The sequence below is a fragment of the Enterococcus sp. DIV1368b genome (assembly GCF_050529595.1).
Taxonomy (GTDB): domain Bacteria; phylum Bacillota; class Bacilli; order Lactobacillales; family Enterococcaceae; genus Enterococcus_B; species Enterococcus_B mundtii.
Genome location: NZ_CP172883.1, coordinates 3,169,514 through 3,186,086, shown reverse-complemented (window position 1 = coordinate 3,186,086; position 16,573 = coordinate 3,169,514). Strand labels below are relative to the sequence as shown.

General features: G+C 37.9%; 18 protein-coding genes and 1 pseudogene. 16 read left to right on the top strand and 3 right to left on the bottom strand.

Features of this window, described 5'->3' with window-relative positions; translation table 11 throughout:
- Positions 1–539: 539 nt before the first annotated feature.
- The 4 genes from rpmH (at position 540) to jag (ending at position 2,725) form a co-directional block, all read left to right on the top strand.
- Positions 540–674 (top strand): 50S ribosomal protein L34, encoded by a 135-nt coding sequence (rpmH, locus tag IGJ19_RS14590; RefSeq protein ID WP_002293121.1) that lies wholly within the window; start codon positions 540–542, stop codon positions 672–674.
- Between the two features lie 118 nt (positions 675–792).
- On the top strand, positions 793–1,149 hold the full coding sequence (gene rnpA / locus IGJ19_RS14585; protein WP_010734564.1) for a ribonuclease P protein component: 357 nt from the start codon (positions 793–795) through the stop codon (positions 1,147–1,149).
- The gene (locus IGJ19_RS14580) at positions 1,146–1,967 is read left to right on the top strand and encodes a YidC/Oxa1 family membrane protein insertase (protein WP_010734565.1); all 822 of its coding nucleotides are present in this window, start codon (positions 1,146–1,148) and stop codon (positions 1,965–1,967) included. The genes rnpA and IGJ19_RS14580 overlap by 4 nt, the downstream gene beginning before the upstream one ends.
- Positions 1,968–1,981: 14 nt before the next feature.
- Positions 1,982–2,725 (top strand): RNA-binding cell elongation regulator Jag/EloR, encoded by a 744-nt coding sequence (jag, locus tag IGJ19_RS14575; protein WP_086335261.1) that lies wholly within the window; start codon positions 1,982–1,984, stop codon positions 2,723–2,725.
- Positions 2,726–2,886: 161 nt separating this feature from the next.
- Here the strand turns inward: jag and IGJ19_RS14570 are convergent, their stop codons facing one another.
- On the bottom strand, positions 2,887–3,225 hold the full coding sequence (locus IGJ19_RS14570; protein WP_010734567.1) for a heavy metal-binding domain-containing protein: 339 nt from the start codon (positions 3,223–3,225) through the stop codon (positions 2,887–2,889).
- 339 nt (positions 3,226–3,564) lie between these two features.
- On the opposite strand from IGJ19_RS14570, the gene mnmE reads away from it, so the two are divergent.
- Positions 3,565–4,962: a tRNA uridine-5-carboxymethylaminomethyl(34) synthesis GTPase MnmE gene (gene mnmE, locus IGJ19_RS14565; RefSeq protein ID WP_086335260.1), complete on the top strand. Its 1,398-nt coding sequence runs from the start codon at positions 3,565–3,567 to the stop codon at positions 4,960–4,962.
- Positions 4,963–4,976: 14 nt separating this feature from the next.
- A complete protein-coding gene (mnmG, locus tag IGJ19_RS14560) occupies positions 4,977–6,872 on the top strand; it encodes a tRNA uridine-5-carboxymethylaminomethyl(34) synthesis enzyme MnmG (RefSeq protein ID WP_142433327.1) in 1,896 nt (631 codons plus the stop codon).
- 81 nt (positions 6,873–6,953) lie between these two features.
- Here the strand turns inward: mnmG and IGJ19_RS14555 are convergent.
- Positions 6,954–7,119: pseudogene (locus tag IGJ19_RS14555) on the bottom strand (site-specific integrase); the annotation flags it as partial.
- A 208-nt stretch (positions 7,120–7,327) separates the two neighbouring features.
- Here IGJ19_RS14555 and IGJ19_RS14550 point away from each other — a divergent pair.
- Positions 7,328–8,314 carry an Abi family protein gene (locus IGJ19_RS14550; protein WP_233433743.1) on the top strand — a complete coding sequence of 329 codons (987 nt, stop codon included), beginning with the start codon at positions 7,328–7,330 and terminating at the stop codon, positions 8,312–8,314.
- A 230-nt stretch (positions 8,315–8,544) separates the two neighbouring features.
- On the opposite strand, the gene IGJ19_RS14545 is transcribed toward IGJ19_RS14550, so the two are convergent.
- A complete protein-coding gene (locus IGJ19_RS14545; RefSeq protein ID WP_430604574.1) occupies positions 8,545–9,069 on the bottom strand; it encodes a VanZ family protein in 525 nt (174 codons plus the stop codon).
- A 275-nt stretch (positions 9,070–9,344) separates the two neighbouring features.
- On the opposite strand from IGJ19_RS14545, the gene IGJ19_RS14540 reads away from it, so the two are divergent.
- The 9 genes from IGJ19_RS14540 (at position 9,345) to IGJ19_RS14500 (ending at position 16,529) form a co-directional block, all read left to right on the top strand.
- Positions 9,345–9,860 carry a hypothetical protein gene (locus IGJ19_RS14540; protein ID WP_071867657.1) on the top strand — a complete coding sequence of 172 codons (516 nt, stop codon included), beginning with the start codon at positions 9,345–9,347 and terminating at the stop codon, positions 9,858–9,860.
- Complete coding sequence (locus tag IGJ19_RS14535) at positions 9,860–11,209, top strand: lipase family protein (RefSeq protein WP_430604260.1); 1,350 nt, start codon at positions 9,860–9,862, stop codon at positions 11,207–11,209. Before IGJ19_RS14540 ends, IGJ19_RS14535 begins: the two co-directional genes overlap by 1 nt.
- 286 nt (positions 11,210–11,495) lie before the next feature.
- The gene (rsmG, locus tag IGJ19_RS14530) at positions 11,496–12,209 is read left to right on the top strand and encodes a 16S rRNA (guanine(527)-N(7))-methyltransferase RsmG (RefSeq protein WP_010734577.1); all 714 of its coding nucleotides are present in this window, start codon (positions 11,496–11,498) and stop codon (positions 12,207–12,209) included.
- An 11-nt stretch (positions 12,210–12,220) separates the two neighbouring features.
- Positions 12,221–12,988, top strand: a complete 768-nt coding sequence (locus IGJ19_RS14525; protein WP_010734578.1) for a ParA family protein — start codon at positions 12,221–12,223, stop codon at positions 12,986–12,988.
- The gene (locus IGJ19_RS14520; RefSeq protein ID WP_010734579.1) at positions 12,975–13,865 is read left to right on the top strand and encodes a ParB/RepB/Spo0J family partition protein; all 891 of its coding nucleotides are present in this window, start codon (positions 12,975–12,977) and stop codon (positions 13,863–13,865) included. Before IGJ19_RS14525 ends, IGJ19_RS14520 begins: the two co-directional genes overlap by 14 nt.
- A gap of 18 nt (positions 13,866–13,883) precedes the next feature.
- Positions 13,884–14,075, top strand: a complete 192-nt coding sequence (locus tag IGJ19_RS14515; RefSeq protein ID WP_010734580.1) for a DUF951 domain-containing protein — start codon at positions 13,884–13,886, stop codon at positions 14,073–14,075.
- Between the two features lie 8 nt (positions 14,076–14,083).
- Positions 14,084–15,184 (top strand): redox-regulated ATPase YchF, encoded by a 1,101-nt coding sequence (gene ychF / locus IGJ19_RS14510; protein WP_010734581.1) that lies wholly within the window; start codon positions 14,084–14,086, stop codon positions 15,182–15,184.
- An 80-nt stretch (positions 15,185–15,264) separates the two neighbouring features.
- Positions 15,265–15,960 (top strand): DUF1129 domain-containing protein, encoded by a 696-nt coding sequence (locus IGJ19_RS14505; RefSeq protein ID WP_019722878.1) that lies wholly within the window; start codon positions 15,265–15,267, stop codon positions 15,958–15,960.
- Positions 15,961–16,190: 230 nt separating this feature from the next.
- Entirely contained in the window at positions 16,191–16,529 is a 339-nt protein-coding gene (locus tag IGJ19_RS14500; protein ID WP_430604259.1) for a hypothetical protein, read from the top strand.
- Positions 16,530–16,573: the final 44 nt, after the last annotated feature.

Sequence of the window (16,573 nt, the reverse complement as noted above, 5' to 3'; positions counted from 1 at the left end):
ACAAGGCCTCCTCCTTCATTAAAAGTAAATAGCTAGTACTAATTTAGCATTTTTTACAAAAGTTTTCCACAGAAAGAAAAGAAAAAAATTTTTTATAACAATTATCCACATTATCCAGAAGAAAAAAAAAGAAGAAAAACACAGAGAGGAAAAAAAGATATCCACAAGAGTAATCAACAGGTGGATAAGTGGTGTAAAACTAGAGATTTACCCAGTGGGTTGTGGATAAAAAAAGTAATAATGACAATACTTACAGAAATCAATCCACAGGAATTTATGAAATTGTGGATTACTTATTTTCAGGTGTTTATTCTGTGTAAAAACTAAGGGTAAATTACTGTGGAAAACTTCTGTGTATAACTTTATCCACATTGAAAACACAGCGCGAAAAATACCGTTGTGGATAAAATGAGAGAATTATTTTCGAATAAAAGCTTTTTTTTATATTGACAAATCACCTAAGTACTCGTTATACTATCAAAGTATGTCTGTGTTTAATTCATGTACATGTAGATAAGAATTTCTGGAGGTGGAACAAGATGAAAAGAACATACCAACCAAATAAACGTAAACGTCAAAAAGTTCACGGATTCCGTAAACGTATGAGTACTAAAAATGGACGTCGTGTTTTAGCTAGCCGTCGTCGTAAAGGAAGAAAAGTTCTTTCAGCTTAGACCACTGGGGTTACAGTGGTTTTTTTTATGCCCTTTTTTAGAGGAAAAGGTGAAAGACTTATAGGAAATATGGTATGATTGGGAGCGTAAGTGAGAGATAGAAAAGGAAAGAAAACGAATGAAAAAAGCGTATCGAGTGAAAAAAGAACGAGAGTTCCAAGCGGTGTTTCAAACCGGCGCTTCCTTTGCTAACCGTAAGTTTGTCGTGTACCGTTTAGAAAAGAAGGAACAACCGCATTTTCGTGTTGGCTTATCTGTAGGTAAGAAAGTCGGAAACGCTGTATGTCGCAATGAAGTAAAACGAAAAATCCGTGCGGCGATCTATTCATTGAAAGAAGAGATCGAGCCGGAATTAGATTTTATTGTGATTGCTAGACCAAGCATCAAAGGACTGACTTACGATGAGATTCGCTCCAACTTAGTCCATGTCTTAAAGCTTGCAAAAATAATCGACAGAGAGGAAAAGAGTAAGTGAAGAAATACAAACGTTTACTTTTGATGGCCGGACTTGTCGGTCTGATCATCGTCTTATCCGGTTGTGGAACTGGAGAAGTCAGCGCACAAAGTACAGGAATTTGGGATCGCTACATTGTTTATTATTTTGCAGAAGCGATTAAAGCATTGTCATTTGGAAATGTTGGGATCGGGATCATTTTATTCACGATCATCATTCGCGTAATTTTATTACCATTAATGCATTTCCAAACAAAAAGTATGCGTAAGACCCAAGAACTTCAACCAAAACTAAAAGCGATCCAACAAGAATATAGTTCAAAAGATCCTGAAACACAAAGTAAGTTAAGAGAAGCACAACAACGGTTATATGCTGAAAATGGTGTAAATCCATATGCAGGTTGTTTGCCCTTATTAGTACAAATGCCAATCTTAATGGCTTTATGGCAATCAATTTCTCGTGTTCCTGCGTTGAGTCAAGGTCACTTCTTATGGTTGAACCTAGGGAACGCTGACCCAACCTTTATTTTACCAGTGTTGGCTGCCATCTTTACATTTGCAAGTACGTATTTATCAAGCATGAGCCAAGTGGAATCGAATGCTTCATTGAAAGTCATGAATTTTGCGATGCCAGTGATGATCTTAGTTATGGGGGTCAATTTAGCCAGTGGACTTTCACTATACTGGGTAGTATCAAATGCTTTCCAAGTGTTCCAAACGCTATTGATCAATAATCCATTTAAAATCAAACGTGAGCGTGAAGAAGAAGCACAACGTATCCGTGAAAAAGAACGTGCTTTGCGTAAGGCACAAAGTCCTAAGAAAAAACGTAAAAAATAAGGGAGGGAATGCAAATGCCGATTTATGAAGCTGCAACCGTAGATGAAGCTGTTGAAATTGGATTGAATGAGTTAGGACTAGCAAAAGAGCAAGTCGCTATTGAGATACTTAATGAAGGAAAAAAAGGATTTCTCGGAATGGGAAAAAGAAATGCCAAACTTTCAATCGAACCGAATATCAGCGAAGTTGTCTCTGAAACGATTGAAGAAACCGTAGAAGAAGTGTTGGAAGAAACATCTGTTCAAACAGAAAATACGGGTGAAATCGAACCTGAGGAATTGATTGAAGAAAAAAGTGAATTAGGTGACGACGCAGCTTTATCGGAATTAGCAACCTATCTCACTGAGATCTCCCAGCAACTAAATGCACCAGCTGTAGTAAAAATGACACGAGAAGCGAATTTGATCGTCTTCCATTTAGAAACGGATAAACAAGGTCTGTTGATCGGCAAACATGGAAAAACGTTAAATGCTTTGCAATATTTGGCGCAAGTGTTCATTCATCGAGTAGCCGGTAATAAACTCTCTGTCGTGGTAAACGTAGGCAACTATCGTGAAAAACGACAAGAGATCATCCAACGTTTAGCTGAGCGCACCGCAGAAAAAGTCTTGCGTACAGGACAGCCTGTATTTTTAGAACCGATGCCTGCGTTTGAACGCAAACAAATTCACGCGGCGTTAAGTAAACATGACGGAGTACAAACCCACTCAGAAGGTGATGAACCATATCGTTACTTAGTTGTCGAACCAGCCAAATAGCGATTACGAAGAGAAGCACCCAAAATCTTGCGATCAGATTGACAAACTTTTCCAAACAAAGTATATTTTATTAGAAATCATTCTTATCGGAGTATACGATGGTAGTCTTTACTTTGGTAGAAAAAACGTGCAGAGCGAAAGCTCTGCACGTTTTTTTGTGATCAGCCAATCGTTGTCTGGACAAATTGGATCACGGTACCGTAAGCAAAAAGTTCGATGATCTGTTTGCCATCTCGGGGTTTTTGTTGATATTCAAAGTGACAATTGATGACTGCATTTGCGCCATAATCTAGCACTTTCTTTTTTAATTTTTGTTTTGTTGTCAAGAACATGTCATCACTATTGAATGTAGGGTCGAATAAGTCCCCTTCGATACATTCTGCGACAAATACGATATCTCTGACGATATATTTTTGATTGATATTCCCTGTCGATAACACCACTTCATTGATTCGTGGATCATCTACTCCGTCTACTGCACTAGGCTTAAATTGGGCCATAATTTTTGCTCCTTTCGGTAAAGAAAAAGTATGTAGGTACCGCTACCATTTAAGTGTAACGTTTTTTGCCACAAAGATAAAGGTATAAGAGTAGATTTACTTCTATAGAGTGTTATCTGATGGGACATCCAGTCAAAAGGCACCTGTGCAGAAAAAGTTTAAGAATGATTCGTTACTCTCTTAAAAATAAACAAAAAAGCTTGATTACTAGAATTAGATATGATAGTCTATGACCAGAATTTAAACAGAACAAGCAGTCAAAGTGCGAAGTTCACCATTTATTGCAAAGGGTGAAGTGGGCACTTTTTTTGTGCGTAAAATGAAAAAGGAAGTGAAAAAATGGCTGAAATAACCTTAGAATTTGATACGATTGCAGCAATCTCTACACCACCGGGTGAAGGGGCGATAAGTATTGTGCGATTAAGCGGTGATCAAGCGCTGACCATTGCCAATAAAGTCTATCAAAGTGGCAATAAACAGTTGTTAGATGTTCCTAGTCATACGATTCACTATGGGCATATCGTCGATCCCAAAAGTGAACAATTAGTCGATGAAGTCATGGTATCCGTCATGCGCGCACCACGAACATTTACCCGAGAAGATGTTGTAGAAATCAATTGTCATGGGGGCATCGTTGTCGTCAATCAAATTTTACAGCTTCTATTAAGAGAAGGCGCACGTTTAGCAGAGCCAGGAGAATTTACAAAGCGTGCCTTTCTAAATGGACGTGTTGATTTATCCCAAGCTGAAGCAGTCATGGATCTGATCCGTGCGAAAACAGACAAGGCGATGGGTGTCGCGTTGAACCAATTAGATGGGAATCTGTCTGCATTGATCCGTTCCCTTCGACAAGAGATTTTAGAGACATTAGCACAAGTGGAAGTGAATATCGACTACCCTGAATATGATGATGTTGAAGAATTGACGACAAAACTTCTATTAGAAAAAGCGCAGATGATCCAAAAACGTATCGAAGTTCTTTTAGCAACATCACAACAAGGCAAGGTCTTGCGAGAAGGGTTAAGTACAGCGATTATTGGTCGCCCCAATGTTGGGAAATCAAGCTTACTGAACCATTTATTACGAGAAGAAAAAGCCATCGTAACGGATATTGCGGGAACGACAAGAGATGTGATTGAAGAATACGTCAATGTTCGTGGCGTACCGTTGAAACTAATCGACACAGCTGGTATTCGGGAAACAGAAGATATCGTGGAACAAATCGGTGTGGCTCGTAGTCGTAAAGCCTTGGCAGAATCTGAATTAATCTTACTTGTCTTGAATCAAAGCGAGCCGTTGACGATTGAAGATGAACAGTTGTTGGAAGCAACAAAAGGATTGAAACGGATCATTCTATTGAATAAAACTGATTTACCGAAACAATTAGAGGAAGACAAGCTTTTATCATTGATCGAGGATGAACCAGTATTCGCTGTTTCGGTTGCCAATAATGAAGGATTGGACCGATTAGAAACGGCCATCTCTGAGTTGTTCTTTGGTGGGCAAACTGGTGAAAGAGATGCAACTTATGTATCCAATACCCGTCATATTGCCTTGCTCGAAAAAGCGGCCATCTCTTTGCAAGAAGTGATCGCAGGAATCGATGCGGGTATGCCTGTTGATCTCGTTCAAATGGATATGACTCGCTGCTGGGATTACCTTGGTGAAGTCGTAGGAGATAGTGTTCAAGATGAATTGATCACACAATTGTTTAGTCAATTTTGTCTTGGAAAATAAAGGAGGAACAGTTCTTGAATCATTATCAAGCAGAAGAATATGATGTGATCGTTGTCGGTGCAGGACATGCTGGTTCAGAAGCCGCTTTGGCTGCTGCACGCATGGGGACAAAAACGTTACTGTTAACGATCAATTTAGATATGGTAGCATTTATGCCATGTAACCCTTCCGTCGGTGGTCCAGCCAAAGGCGTTGTCGTACGTGAAATTGATGCACTAGGCGGCGAAATGGGTAAAAATATTGATAAGACATACATTCAAATGAGAATGTTGAACACTGGGAAGGGACCTGCTGTTCGAGCGTTACGTGCGCAAGCAGATAAGCATGCCTACGCCAGTGAAATGAAACATACGATCGAAAAAGAAGAGAATTTGACATTAAGACAAGGAATCGTTGAAGAATTGATCGTTGAAGATGGGGTTTGTCGTGGTGTAGTGACTTCAACTGGTGCAAGTTATCGTTCAAAAGCAGTCGTTATCACTGCGGGTACCGCATTACGTGGTGAGATTATTATCGGTGAATTAAAATATTCGTCTGGTCCGAATAACTCACAACCATCAATTGGTTTAGCCAATCACTTAAAAGAATTAGGTTTTGCCATTGATCGTTTTAAAACCGGAACGCCTCCACGTGTGAAATCAAGTACGATCGATTACTCTGTCACAGAAGAACAACCGGGAGACAAGGAGCCAAATCATTTTAGCTTTGCCACACCGGACAGTGCCTATAACTTAGAACAAGAACCTTGTTGGTTGACTTATACAGGTGAAACGACCCATCAAATCATTCGTGATAATCTGCACCGCGCACCAATGTTTACAGGAATCGTTGAAGGCGTCGGCGCACGTTACTGTCCTTCAATTGAAGACAAAATCGTCCGTTTTGCAGACAAACCACGTCATCAACTCTTTTTAGAACCAGAAGGATTGAATACAGAAGAAGTGTATGTTCAAGGGCTTTCAACTTCACTTCCAGAAGACGTCCAAGTGGATATGTTGCATTCGATTGCTGGATTAGAAAAAGCAGAAATGATGCGTACGGGCTATGCCATTGAGTACGATGTGGTCGAACCACACCAGTTGCGTCCAACATTAGAAACGAAAGTCGTAGAAAATCTTTATACGGCCGGTCAAACCAATGGGACAAGTGGATATGAAGAAGCAGCGGGACAAGGGCTGATTGCAGGAATCAATGCAGCGTTGAAGGTTCAAGGAAAAGAGCCATTAGTCATCAAACGTAGTGACGGCTATATCGGTGTCATGATCGATGATTTAGTCACAAAAGGAACGAATGAACCTTATCGCTTACTGACATCCCGGGCAGAATATCGTTTACTTCTTCGTCATGATAATGCTGATCTACGCCTAACAGAAATGGGTCACCAGATCGGTTTAGTAAAAGAAGATCAATACGCTGCTTACTTGAAAAAGAAAGCAGCAGTTGAACAAGAAATCAAACGTTTGATGAACGTTCGTATCAAACCGACAGCAGAAGTCCAAGCCTTTTTAGCAGAATTAAATGCTGCACCATTAAAAGATGGTGTGCTAGCAAGTGATTTCTTGCGTCGTCCAGAAATCACCTATGCCGATCTATTACGATTTATTCCAGAAAATGCGGAGTTAACACGTAAAGAAATCGAACAAGTTGAAATTCAACTAAAATACGAAGGATACATCAAAAAAGCATTAGAAAAAGTAGAAAAACTAAAACGGATGGAAGCCAAACGCATCCCAGAAAACATTGACTACGCTGCGATCAACGGATTAGCAACGGAAGCAAAACAAAAGCTTCAAAAAATCCGTCCAGAAACCATCGCACAAGCAAGCCGCATCAGCGGTGTCAATCCAGCAGACCTAAGCATCTTGATGGTCTACATCGAACAAGGGAAGATTGCGAAAGTGGAAGTGTAAAGCAGTGACACGTTAATAATTCATGATACTAAATGAATTATTAACGTGTCGACTGGCTCGATTTCTCAGCTATTCATGTAAAGAATGTTCTAGTCTATCTTTTATTTGTGCACCAGCCTCAAAGAGCAAGGTCGCATGGGTCTTTCTAAACCAATGGACTTTGATTATTTTCATATTTAGGGAACTTCCTAGCTACTTTATCAAGGTAGCCTTTGTAGTGGAAGTTCCTTTTTTTGTTAGCTTTTATTGCATATTCACATTTCTATTAACTGTGAATGAGCTAATTGGGTGTATTTTTATGAGTTTTCAGATACGCCTTAATAAATAAAAAAATAATGATGGATAATTTTACAATACAGGTGCTAACTGACCAATGATGACATGACTACATTGTAAAGGAGTAAAGCCGAATGCTATAATATTCTAACAATTTAAATCTAAAGAAGTTGTAGTGAGTGGTAGAAAAAGGAAAAAGTACTGATGGTTTAATGAGACATATTAGAAATTCTCATGGAGTAGAGATCAATGGAAGCACTGAGAAACAAGCACTATTAAACATGGGATATTATCATGGCTACAAGGCGAGTAGATACATAAAAAAGAGTTCTAATTTACAAAATTATAATAATTTTCAGGAAGTGAAAGCTATCTATGATTTTGATATAGAAGTAAAAACGATATTTTATCCATTACTAGTACGAATTGAAACCTCATTAAAAAATCGTTTAATTGATTATTTAGTTAAGGATAACAATTCTGATATGGAAAGTATTTATCAAAATAAATTAAATGATTATGAGGCAAAACCTGTAGGGAATAAAGAATATAAAAAATATTTAAATAAAAAATTGGAGTTACGTAACAAAATAGACAGTACTATTGCGTATAACTACTCTAAAGGACATCCATGTATTCAGCATTTTTTCCATAGCAGTAAACCACTTCCATTATGGGCATACTTTGAAGTAATAACTATGGGTGAGTTTGGAAATTTTATCTCTTGTATGAATATTTCATATAGAATTGAATTTACTCAAGATATGAATATGCATCATACTGGTTTTAATCAGAATGGTAGAATGTTAGAAAATATAATTTTCTGTTTAACAGGTATTAGAAATGCAACAATGCATAATTCTATGATTTTTGATTGCAGATTTAACAACAGCAACTTTTCTTCTCAACTTATAAAATATTTAGAAAATTCTACAGGGATTAAAAACATTGATTTTGAAAGCATAGTAGATTTTTTAGTGTTGCTTATATTTTTAATGAAGAAGCAATATACAACAAAAACAGAACTGAGCCGTGTGGTATCACAGTTTGATAAAAAGAGAGAACTTCTATATGCCTCTATTCCAATGAAAGCCTACAGTGAAATACTAGGAACAGATGCTAGAAAGAAAATAGCGGGGCTAAAAGAGTATATTTCAAATGGTTAGAATTTTTTTGCTTTACTCTGTATATTGCTCGTGGTATCATGAGTATACTAAATAGCGGTGTATTACTTCGGTATGCACCTAAAAAAGTCGGATGCGTCCGGCTTTTTTGTTTGACCTAGGCAAAATCGTGAAAGTGGAAACATCTGCTTAAATAAAGCACTAAATAAAAAAACAGCTGACGAATGATTGATTCGTCGGCTGTTTTTTCATTAGCAAGAACATAGAGTAAATCACTTATGTAAAAAAGAAGAAACCTGAATATCCAATCGAATGATCAGCCACCTATTTATACATGCACCAATAAGAAACCCACAAGTATTTACAAAAACATCCCCTAAATCAAAGATGCCTAGGTAAAAGAAATATTGGATCCATTCAATGCCTATGACAGATGAAATGACTAAGATAGTATTCTTCCAACTTAATGGTAAAAACCAGCCTAGAGGTAGAAACAGTAAAATATTAAACAGCACAATCATTGGATCACCATAAATCAAATCCTTCACCCATGAAAATAATTGAAATTCTACGCCTCGTATCCCAATATTTTTCAAGAAAAGTAAATAAATGAGAAAAGAGAGATAGAGAAAAGAAAAAAATATTAGCCATTCCCGATAGATTTTTCTAGTAAAAACACACTGTAGACTGACATAAAGGGAGAGTGCAATAATTATCACTAAGAAGAAAGGAACCCAAAAATCGACAGGGCCAGATGGTGGAAAAAGCGTAATAGAATAATAATAGAGATAACGCATGAAAAACCAACGAGAAAAAAACAGGCAAGAAAGCAGCATTAAAAATTTAAAAAATAACAATTTTATTTTTATTCCGATCTAAAAAACCTCCTTATTTTTGTTATAATAAATTGAGATGAGCTGTATAGATGAACATACGTCACAACCCTTGTCTTTCTCTCTATAAGTATACATAAAATAACTTGATATTGAAATGTGATCGCAGAATAAAATGAAGTATACGTATCTTATTGTGAAGCATTGACAAAAATAGTAGCTAACTGAAAGGAGGATCTATGAAAAAACGGCATTGGTTAGGTGTGTTAGTAATCATTATTTTAGGAGGAGTCGGAGGGAAGATGCATATGGATAAAAGGGAAGAAGATCACCAAGAATTGCTGGAAATACAGAAAGATCTGGCGAATTATGTGTACAATAACTATCGAATTTATACGAGAGATAGTGAGAAACAAAAGGAAATCGTAGAAGAATATCAAAAAGAAGAAGGAATAACAACGGAAGAATATTTAGAAAAAATGTTGAGTATCAGAGAGTATTCGGATATTGAGAAGATAGAATTTACTGGATATTCGGTTAGTCCGATGAATTCATTAGTCATCTATTTCACAGTTAATGATGTTTATCAAGAAGAAGTATTGTTAAACACAAGATCTGCAGAAACAGATAAGTTTATTTACAGAATAACTAGTGGCAGAGGTCAAGGACCTTATTTTATTAATGAAAGAAAGGAAGAAAAAGGGATTGATATCTCAGATGATCAAATTGTTTATTATACAGGAGGAATAAATTAATGGATCAAAATAGATACTTATCTGAATTTATATATCAATTAGAAAGTGGCAAGGTAAATTATGGCGATAAACCTCTTGGAACAAACCATATCGTTATAGGAACTTTAAATACAGATAAAGATAAAATAGGTAATGAATCTAAACCAAAGAAAAACAGTACGCAGGCAATGGTTGTTGCTGAACTTAAGGATCGGTATAAGACATTTGATGATGAAGAGCTAAAGAAAGTCAATGGCTTCCCCGACTCCGTCATCACCAAAAACCTGACGATTGCCTATGCTGGCACGACTTCGCTCAAAGATTGGCATACTAACCTTGAGGAAATTGGTCGAAGTAATAAACATCCAGATGGCGCATTTGTCTCCGCTTTAAACTATGCCTGTGAAATTGAAAAGCAGTATCCCAAATCAGCTGGCTATACGATCTCAACGACAGGGCACTCATTAGGTGGCGCTAAAGCTCTTTTTGTCGCAGGGCTCAATGGTTATGACAGTGTGACGTACGGCGCGGCAGGACCAGGGCTTGCACAAGCATTATTTGATAATCACAACGGTACCCTGATCAATATCTACGACACTTCGGATGTCGTCACGAGTGGGCTTTTCACTGGTGGGAAAGGGATGCTTCCAATCAATAGTTTTGGAATCGACAATTCGGGCTGGGAAACATTTGGACATTCGCTGGATCAATTCAGAACAGATGAAGAGGGAAATTATATCGATAAGCATGACCAGATCATTGTATACGTAGATGGTAATGGAAGTATCTTGTTAGCCCCAACTTTGTGGCAACAAACACTTTTGGAAAACGAAGCAATGATCAAATTACTAGCAGTCAGTGGTGAGCATACGCTAGATGAAATCAAGCGTTTGAAAGAAGAAAATGAGTGGCTCAAGGTTCAAATCAAAGAATTCTTGACATTAAAAGAGTTACGGCAGAAGCTGACTGCAAGTGGCGACGGACTTTCTCGGTCAGAAAAAATTTATTTAGAGGATAGCCAAGCATTAGCTGTAGTACGGACGGCTGCTAGTAAATTTGACGAGGCAATGGGAAATGTTCGTGTGATTTACCAAAACGGGATCACCGGGTTGGAAGACTTATGGAATGACTGGTTGGGAAGAATACGCAATTATACGCCCCATTTGACCTATAACGAGGTGATTGAAACATTAGCCGAAGTTGGTTGTACGAAATGGGAGATCGTCGATGAACCGACACAGGAATTTAGAGATAAGATCCGCCAAATTGATCAGATGTCAGAACAGTTTCAAACACTCGCCGATGAAATTACCCAAAAAATCAATGAAATGGTGGCACGTGACAAAGAATTAGCGAATCAATTGTTCTAACACTTGCTATAAAAGTGAACGATCGATAAAAGCCCAATTGAGAAGTGACTGTTGTCTAACTAAATAATAGAAAATAAAGGAGTGTGAGCAATGGGCAGAACACTCTTTTTGTGTTGTTCGGGGGTTGATTATTTTTTTATTTTAGACGTAGGATTTACCTACTTCCAAATTTGGCATAACCTCCTTTAAATTTATATATAGAAAGATTGCAACTCGACTCATTTTGCGTTAAAGTAGGAAGAGATTCTGTGAAACAATTAGCTGTTTCACAATGAAAGGACAAATTATGACACCAGAAGAATTTCGCCAAGTCTTGGCAGAAAAAGACATTCATTTATCGGATAAGCAAATGGCGCAGTTTGACCGTTATTTTCATTTATTAGTGGAGTGGAATGAAAAAATGAATTTGACGGCGATCACTGATCGAGAAGAAGTTTACTTAAAACACTTTTATGATTCATTGACGTTGGCATTTGATGTTGATTTTTCAACTGGCCTGACTTTATGTGACGTCGGCTCAGGAGCTGGGTTCCCAAGTATTCCTTTAAAAATTGCTTTTCCTGAGTTACAAATAACGATTGTTGATTCCTTGAATAAGCGAATCACTTTTTTAACTGAGTTAACGAATCAATTAGAAATCGATGCGTCTCTTTACCATGATCGTGCAGAAACATTTGGACAAAATCCGCAATTCCGTGCATCATTTGATTTTGTGACTGCTCGTGCAGTGGCACGTTTGAATGTATTGACGGAACTGTGTTTACCATTAGTGAAACAAGAGGGTTATTTCTATGCACTGAAAGCTGCGAAAAGTGAAGAAGAATTGGCAGAAGCGAAACCAGCGATTGCGCAATTAGGTGGTAAATTTATTGGTGAGCAAGCAATCGAACTACCTAAAATCTCGGACAAACGCCACATTCTGATCATACAGAAAAAGAAACCAACACCGAAGAAGTATCCAAGAAAACCTGGGTTGCCGAATAAGCAACCAATCAAGTAGGAGGAGAAGAGATGGCACAAATTATATCCGTTGCAAATCAAAAAGGCGGCGTTGGTAAAACAACGACAACTGTAAATCTAGGTGCTTGTTTAGCAAGTTTAGGTAAACAAGTGTTGCTAGTAGATATGGATGCACAAGGAAATGCCACTAGCGGAGTAGGCATTCGTAAACCTGATGTGACACAAGATATTTATGATGTATTAGTCAATGAGTTACCAATTGCTGAAGCGACAATTGCTACTGAACATGAAAACTTGAGTATTGTGCCTGCCACTCTTCAATTAGCGGGAGCGGAGATTGAATTAACCTCAATGATGGCAAGAGAATCACGTTTAAAAAGTTCACTGGCTGAAGTCAACGATCAGTATGACTACATTTTAATTGATTGCCCGCCATCTTTAGGTCATCTAACCATCAACTCATTTACTGCAAGTGATTCGATTTTGATCCCTGTGCAGTGTGAGTACTATGCGTTAGAAGGGTTAAGTCAACTACTGAATACTGTTCGCTTGGTACAAAAACACTTCAACCCTGAATTGGAAATCGAAGGGGTATTATTGACGATGTATGACGCTCGAACGAATCTAGGGAATGAAGTGGTAGAAGAAGTACGGAAGTATTTCCGTGAAAAAGTGTATGACACAGTGATTCCTCGAAACATTCGTTTGTCAGAAGCACCAAGTCATGGAAAACCTATCATTGATTATGATCCGCGTTCCAGAGGCGCTGAAGTGTATCAAGCATTAGCAAAGGAAGTGGTCGATCGTGAAGAAAAGTAAAGGACTAGGTCGGGGAATCGACGCGCTGTTTCAAGATTTGGAAAATTTAGAAACAGTCAACGTGAAAGATGAAACTGTTATTCAGTTGCCACTAAACGAATTGCGTCCTAATCCGTATCAACCACGTAAAACATTTGAAGAAGTATCATTGCAAGAATTAGCGAACTCGATCGAGTACTCCGGTGTCTTTCAACCGATCATTGTTCGTCGTTCATCGGTGAAAGGGTATGAGATCATCGCAGGTGAACGTCGTTTCCGAGCGTCTAAGTTAGCTGGCAAAGAAACAATTCCTGCAATTGTCAGGGATTTCGACGAAGAAGCGATGATGCAAGTTGCAGTTTTAGAAAACTTACAACGTGAAGACTTGAATCCTTTAGAAGAAGCAGAAGCTTATGAGATGTTGATGAAGAACTTAAAGTTGACACAAGCTGAAGTCGCAAGTCGTTTAGGGAAAAGTCGTCCTTATATCGCAAACTATTTGCGTTTATTGACATTGCCTGATTTAGTGAAAGAAATGGTCCAAGATCAACGATTATCTATGGGACAAGCTCGTACGTTACTTGGATTAAAAAATAAACAATTGATATTAAAATTAGCCAATCGTGTCGTAACAGAAAATCTAACGGTTCGACAATTAGAGCAGATCGTTTCCGAGCTGAATCAAAATGATGGGCAAGAAAAGAAAAAAATTCCACGTTTAGCGAAGGAAAAACCGTATTATATCCGTGAGAGTGAAGATCGCTTGATGGATAAATTTGGAACAAGTGTCGCCATCCAAGAAAAGAATGGGAAAGGTAAAATCGAAATCGAATATCTTTCACAAAATGATTTAACTAGAATTCTTGATATTCTAAATATTCAATTTGATGAAGAATAAACAGAGGGAGGCTATGTTATGTACGACTTACATGATATCGTAGAAATGAAAAAACCTCATGCTTGTCAAACGAACCGTTGGGAAATCATCCGAATGGGCGCTGATATCAAAATCAAATGTATGAATTGCGGTCATATCGTGATGATGACCCGTCGAGAATTTGAGAAAAAAATGAAAAAAGTACTTGAAAAAAATGTAGAGAAAGAGTGAATGAATTTATGGCATTAACTGCTGGAATTGTGGGTTTACCCAACGTAGGAAAATCAACTTTGTTCAATGCAATTACAAAGGCGGGAGCAGAGGCTGCCAACTATCCTTTTGCGACTATTGATCCAAATATTGGAATGGTTGAAGTACCTGATTGGCGTTTACAACGTTTAACAGAATTAGTAAAACCAAAGAAAACTGTACCAACAACCTTTGAATTTACAGACATTGCTGGAATCGTTAAGGGTGCAAGTAAAGGTGAAGGATTAGGAAACCAATTTTTAAGTCATATTCGCCAAGTAGATGCAATCTGTCATGTTGTTCGTTGTTTTGACGATGACAACATCACACACGTAGAAGGACGCGTCGATCCTTTAGCAGATATTGATACGATCAATCTAGAGCTTGTCTTAGCAGATTTAGAGTCAGTGACGAAGCGCTATACACGTGTGGCAAAAATTGCAAAAACAAAAGATAAAGATGCAGTCGCTGAATTAGCGGTGTTGGAGAAAATCAAACCAGTATTAGAAGATGGACGTTCAGCACGTTCGATCGAATTTACAGAAGAAGAACAAAAAATCGTTAAATCTTTATTCTTGTTAACAACAAAACCGATCTTGTATGTTGCGAATGTGGCAGAAGATGAAGTAGCAAATGCAGATGCGAATGAATATGTTCAAGCAGTCCGCAATTTTGCTGCAGAAGAAAACGCAGAAGTTATTGTCGTTAGCGCCAGAGCAGAAGAAGAAATTGCTGAGCTGGACGACGAAGATAAAGCAGAGTTTCTTGAAGCATTAGGCATTGAAGAGTCAGGGTTGGATCAATTGATTCGTGCGGCGTATGACCTATTAGGATTAGCAACATACTTTACAGCAGGTGAACAAGAAGTTCGTGCGTGGACGTTCAAAAAAGGAATCAAAGCGCCACAAGCTGCAGGAATCATCCATACCGATTTTGAACGTGGCTTTATCCGTGCAGAAACAGTCTCATTTGAAGATTTAGACCAATACGGAACGATGCACGCAGCGAAAGAAGCAGGACGTGTACGATTAGAAGGGAAAGACTATGTCGTTCAAGATGGCGACGTTATGTTATTCCGTTTTAATGTATAAAAAGGCTATCATACGGTGTATGTGATATGTTAAAATGTCTTTTGTGACAACCGTCAGCGTCTAAGGAGGACTGTAAAATAATGGAAGCAGAACAGTTACGCGAAATCGTAAAAGAAAATGCGCAGTTAGAAGAACAACTAACAAAACGTAATCAACAATATATTTTTGACTTAAAGAAGTCGCTAGAAGCAGCGAATTTATCAGAAGAAGAAAAAGTAACGGCTTTGCATGAGATGTTACCCGTTTTAGTATCCGAACAAAAAGGTGGGAAAACAGCCCGCCAATTATTTGGAACGGTATCTGAAAGAACAGAAGCAATCATCAATAAACCGGTTGAAGTGAAAACTTCTTCGACGCCAACGTTGATGTGGTTGGACAATACATTACTCTTACTCGGATTATTGAGTGTCATGATCGCAATCACTGGATTGTTTTCACGTGAAACAACGCCTGCTTATGGAATCACCACACTTGTACTAGGTTCAGCTATTGGTGGATGGGTCTTTTACTTGATGTACAAGTATATTTACCAATACGAGTATCCAGGTGCTGATCGCAGTAAAAAACCAGGGATGGGTAAAACCTTGTTGATTCTAGGTGGAACGACATTGATCTGGGTCATTGCTTTTTCAGCAACAACCTTATTGCCACCAATTGTTAACCCATTATTAGATCCAGTGGTGATCATCATCATCGGTGCAGCGGCTCTTGCGTTGCGTTACTACTTAAAGAAAAAATATGGCATCGTTGGCAGTCTTTCTGTTCCAAGAAGATAGTTCATTGGACCTAGAAATTATGTGACTTACGAGAAGATAAATAAAAAAAGAATGTGTAGCGTCATGCTGGCACATTCTTTTTTTTATCTTCTATCCATCTCACAAAGGCAATCATGAGATTGAAAGATTATTTTTTATTATTATAAAAAATAGTGTTACTATCAAAGAAAAGAGACAATCACTGATATTAAAAAACATGTTGAGCAAGATAGTTAAACGAGGAGGGGTGAATGAATATGAAAAAAGTCAAATGGATATTTACTATCAATGCTGACGGAGTGCCTCTGTTTGGTTATGCCGGAATCAAAACTGGACAATTTATTCTTGGGCATGGAAGAAAGTTTCAAAAAGAAATGCGGTCTGTTTTAGGGCCAGAAATCGAGCTGGATTTCATTAGCTATATTACAAGAAAGCCGGAGACACTAACTGCTGATTTATTTGTGTATACAGATGTCGATGAAAAGTATCTTGACGAAGAGACGAAGAAAAAAGGCTTAAGCATTCCCTATAAACTATATTATTTGAATGAGATTGAAAAGATCAAAGAATCGATCGAAGCAAATGTTTAAAAAGTGAATCGCATCTTTTCTTTCTTGAAGTGTACTCGTTTCAG

What these genes read in the sequence shown, in the direction of transcription:
- IGJ19_RS14540 (WP_071867657.1), top strand. Translation starts at nt 9,345, where the DNA reads ATGAAAAAACGGCATTGGTTAGGTGTGTTAGTAATCATTATTTTAGGA.
- mnmE (WP_086335260.1), top strand. Translation starts at nt 3,565, where the DNA reads ATGGCTGAAATAACCTTAGAATTTGATACGATTGCAGCAATCTCTACA.
- IGJ19_RS14545 (WP_430604574.1), bottom strand. Translation starts at nt 9,069, where the DNA reads ATGCGTTATCTCTATTATTATTCTATTACGCTTTTTCCACCATCTGGC.
- jag (WP_086335261.1), top strand. Translation starts at nt 1,982, where the DNA reads ATGCCGATTTATGAAGCTGCAACCGTAGATGAAGCTGTTGAAATTGGA.
- IGJ19_RS14570 (WP_010734567.1), bottom strand. Translation starts at nt 3,225, where the DNA reads ATGGCCCAATTTAAGCCTAGTGCAGTAGACGGAGTAGATGATCCACGA.
- IGJ19_RS14535 (WP_430604260.1), top strand. Translation starts at nt 9,860, where the DNA reads ATGGATCAAAATAGATACTTATCTGAATTTATATATCAATTAGAAAGT.
- IGJ19_RS14515 (WP_010734580.1), top strand. Translation starts at nt 13,884, where the DNA reads ATGTACGACTTACATGATATCGTAGAAATGAAAAAACCTCATGCTTGT.
- rsmG (WP_010734577.1), top strand. Translation starts at nt 11,496, where the DNA reads ATGACACCAGAAGAATTTCGCCAAGTCTTGGCAGAAAAAGACATTCAT.
- ychF (WP_010734581.1), top strand. Translation starts at nt 14,084, where the DNA reads ATGGCATTAACTGCTGGAATTGTGGGTTTACCCAACGTAGGAAAATCA.
- IGJ19_RS14525 (WP_010734578.1), top strand. Translation starts at nt 12,221, where the DNA reads ATGGCACAAATTATATCCGTTGCAAATCAAAAAGGCGGCGTTGGTAAA.
- IGJ19_RS14500 (WP_430604259.1), top strand. Translation starts at nt 16,191, where the DNA reads ATGAATATGAAAAAAGTCAAATGGATATTTACTATCAATGCTGACGGA.
- rpmH (WP_002293121.1), top strand. Translation starts at nt 540, where the DNA reads ATGAAAAGAACATACCAACCAAATAAACGTAAACGTCAAAAAGTTCAC.
- IGJ19_RS14505 (WP_019722878.1), top strand. Translation starts at nt 15,265, where the DNA reads ATGGAAGCAGAACAGTTACGCGAAATCGTAAAAGAAAATGCGCAGTTA.
- rnpA (WP_010734564.1), top strand. Translation starts at nt 793, where the DNA reads ATGAAAAAAGCGTATCGAGTGAAAAAAGAACGAGAGTTCCAAGCGGTG.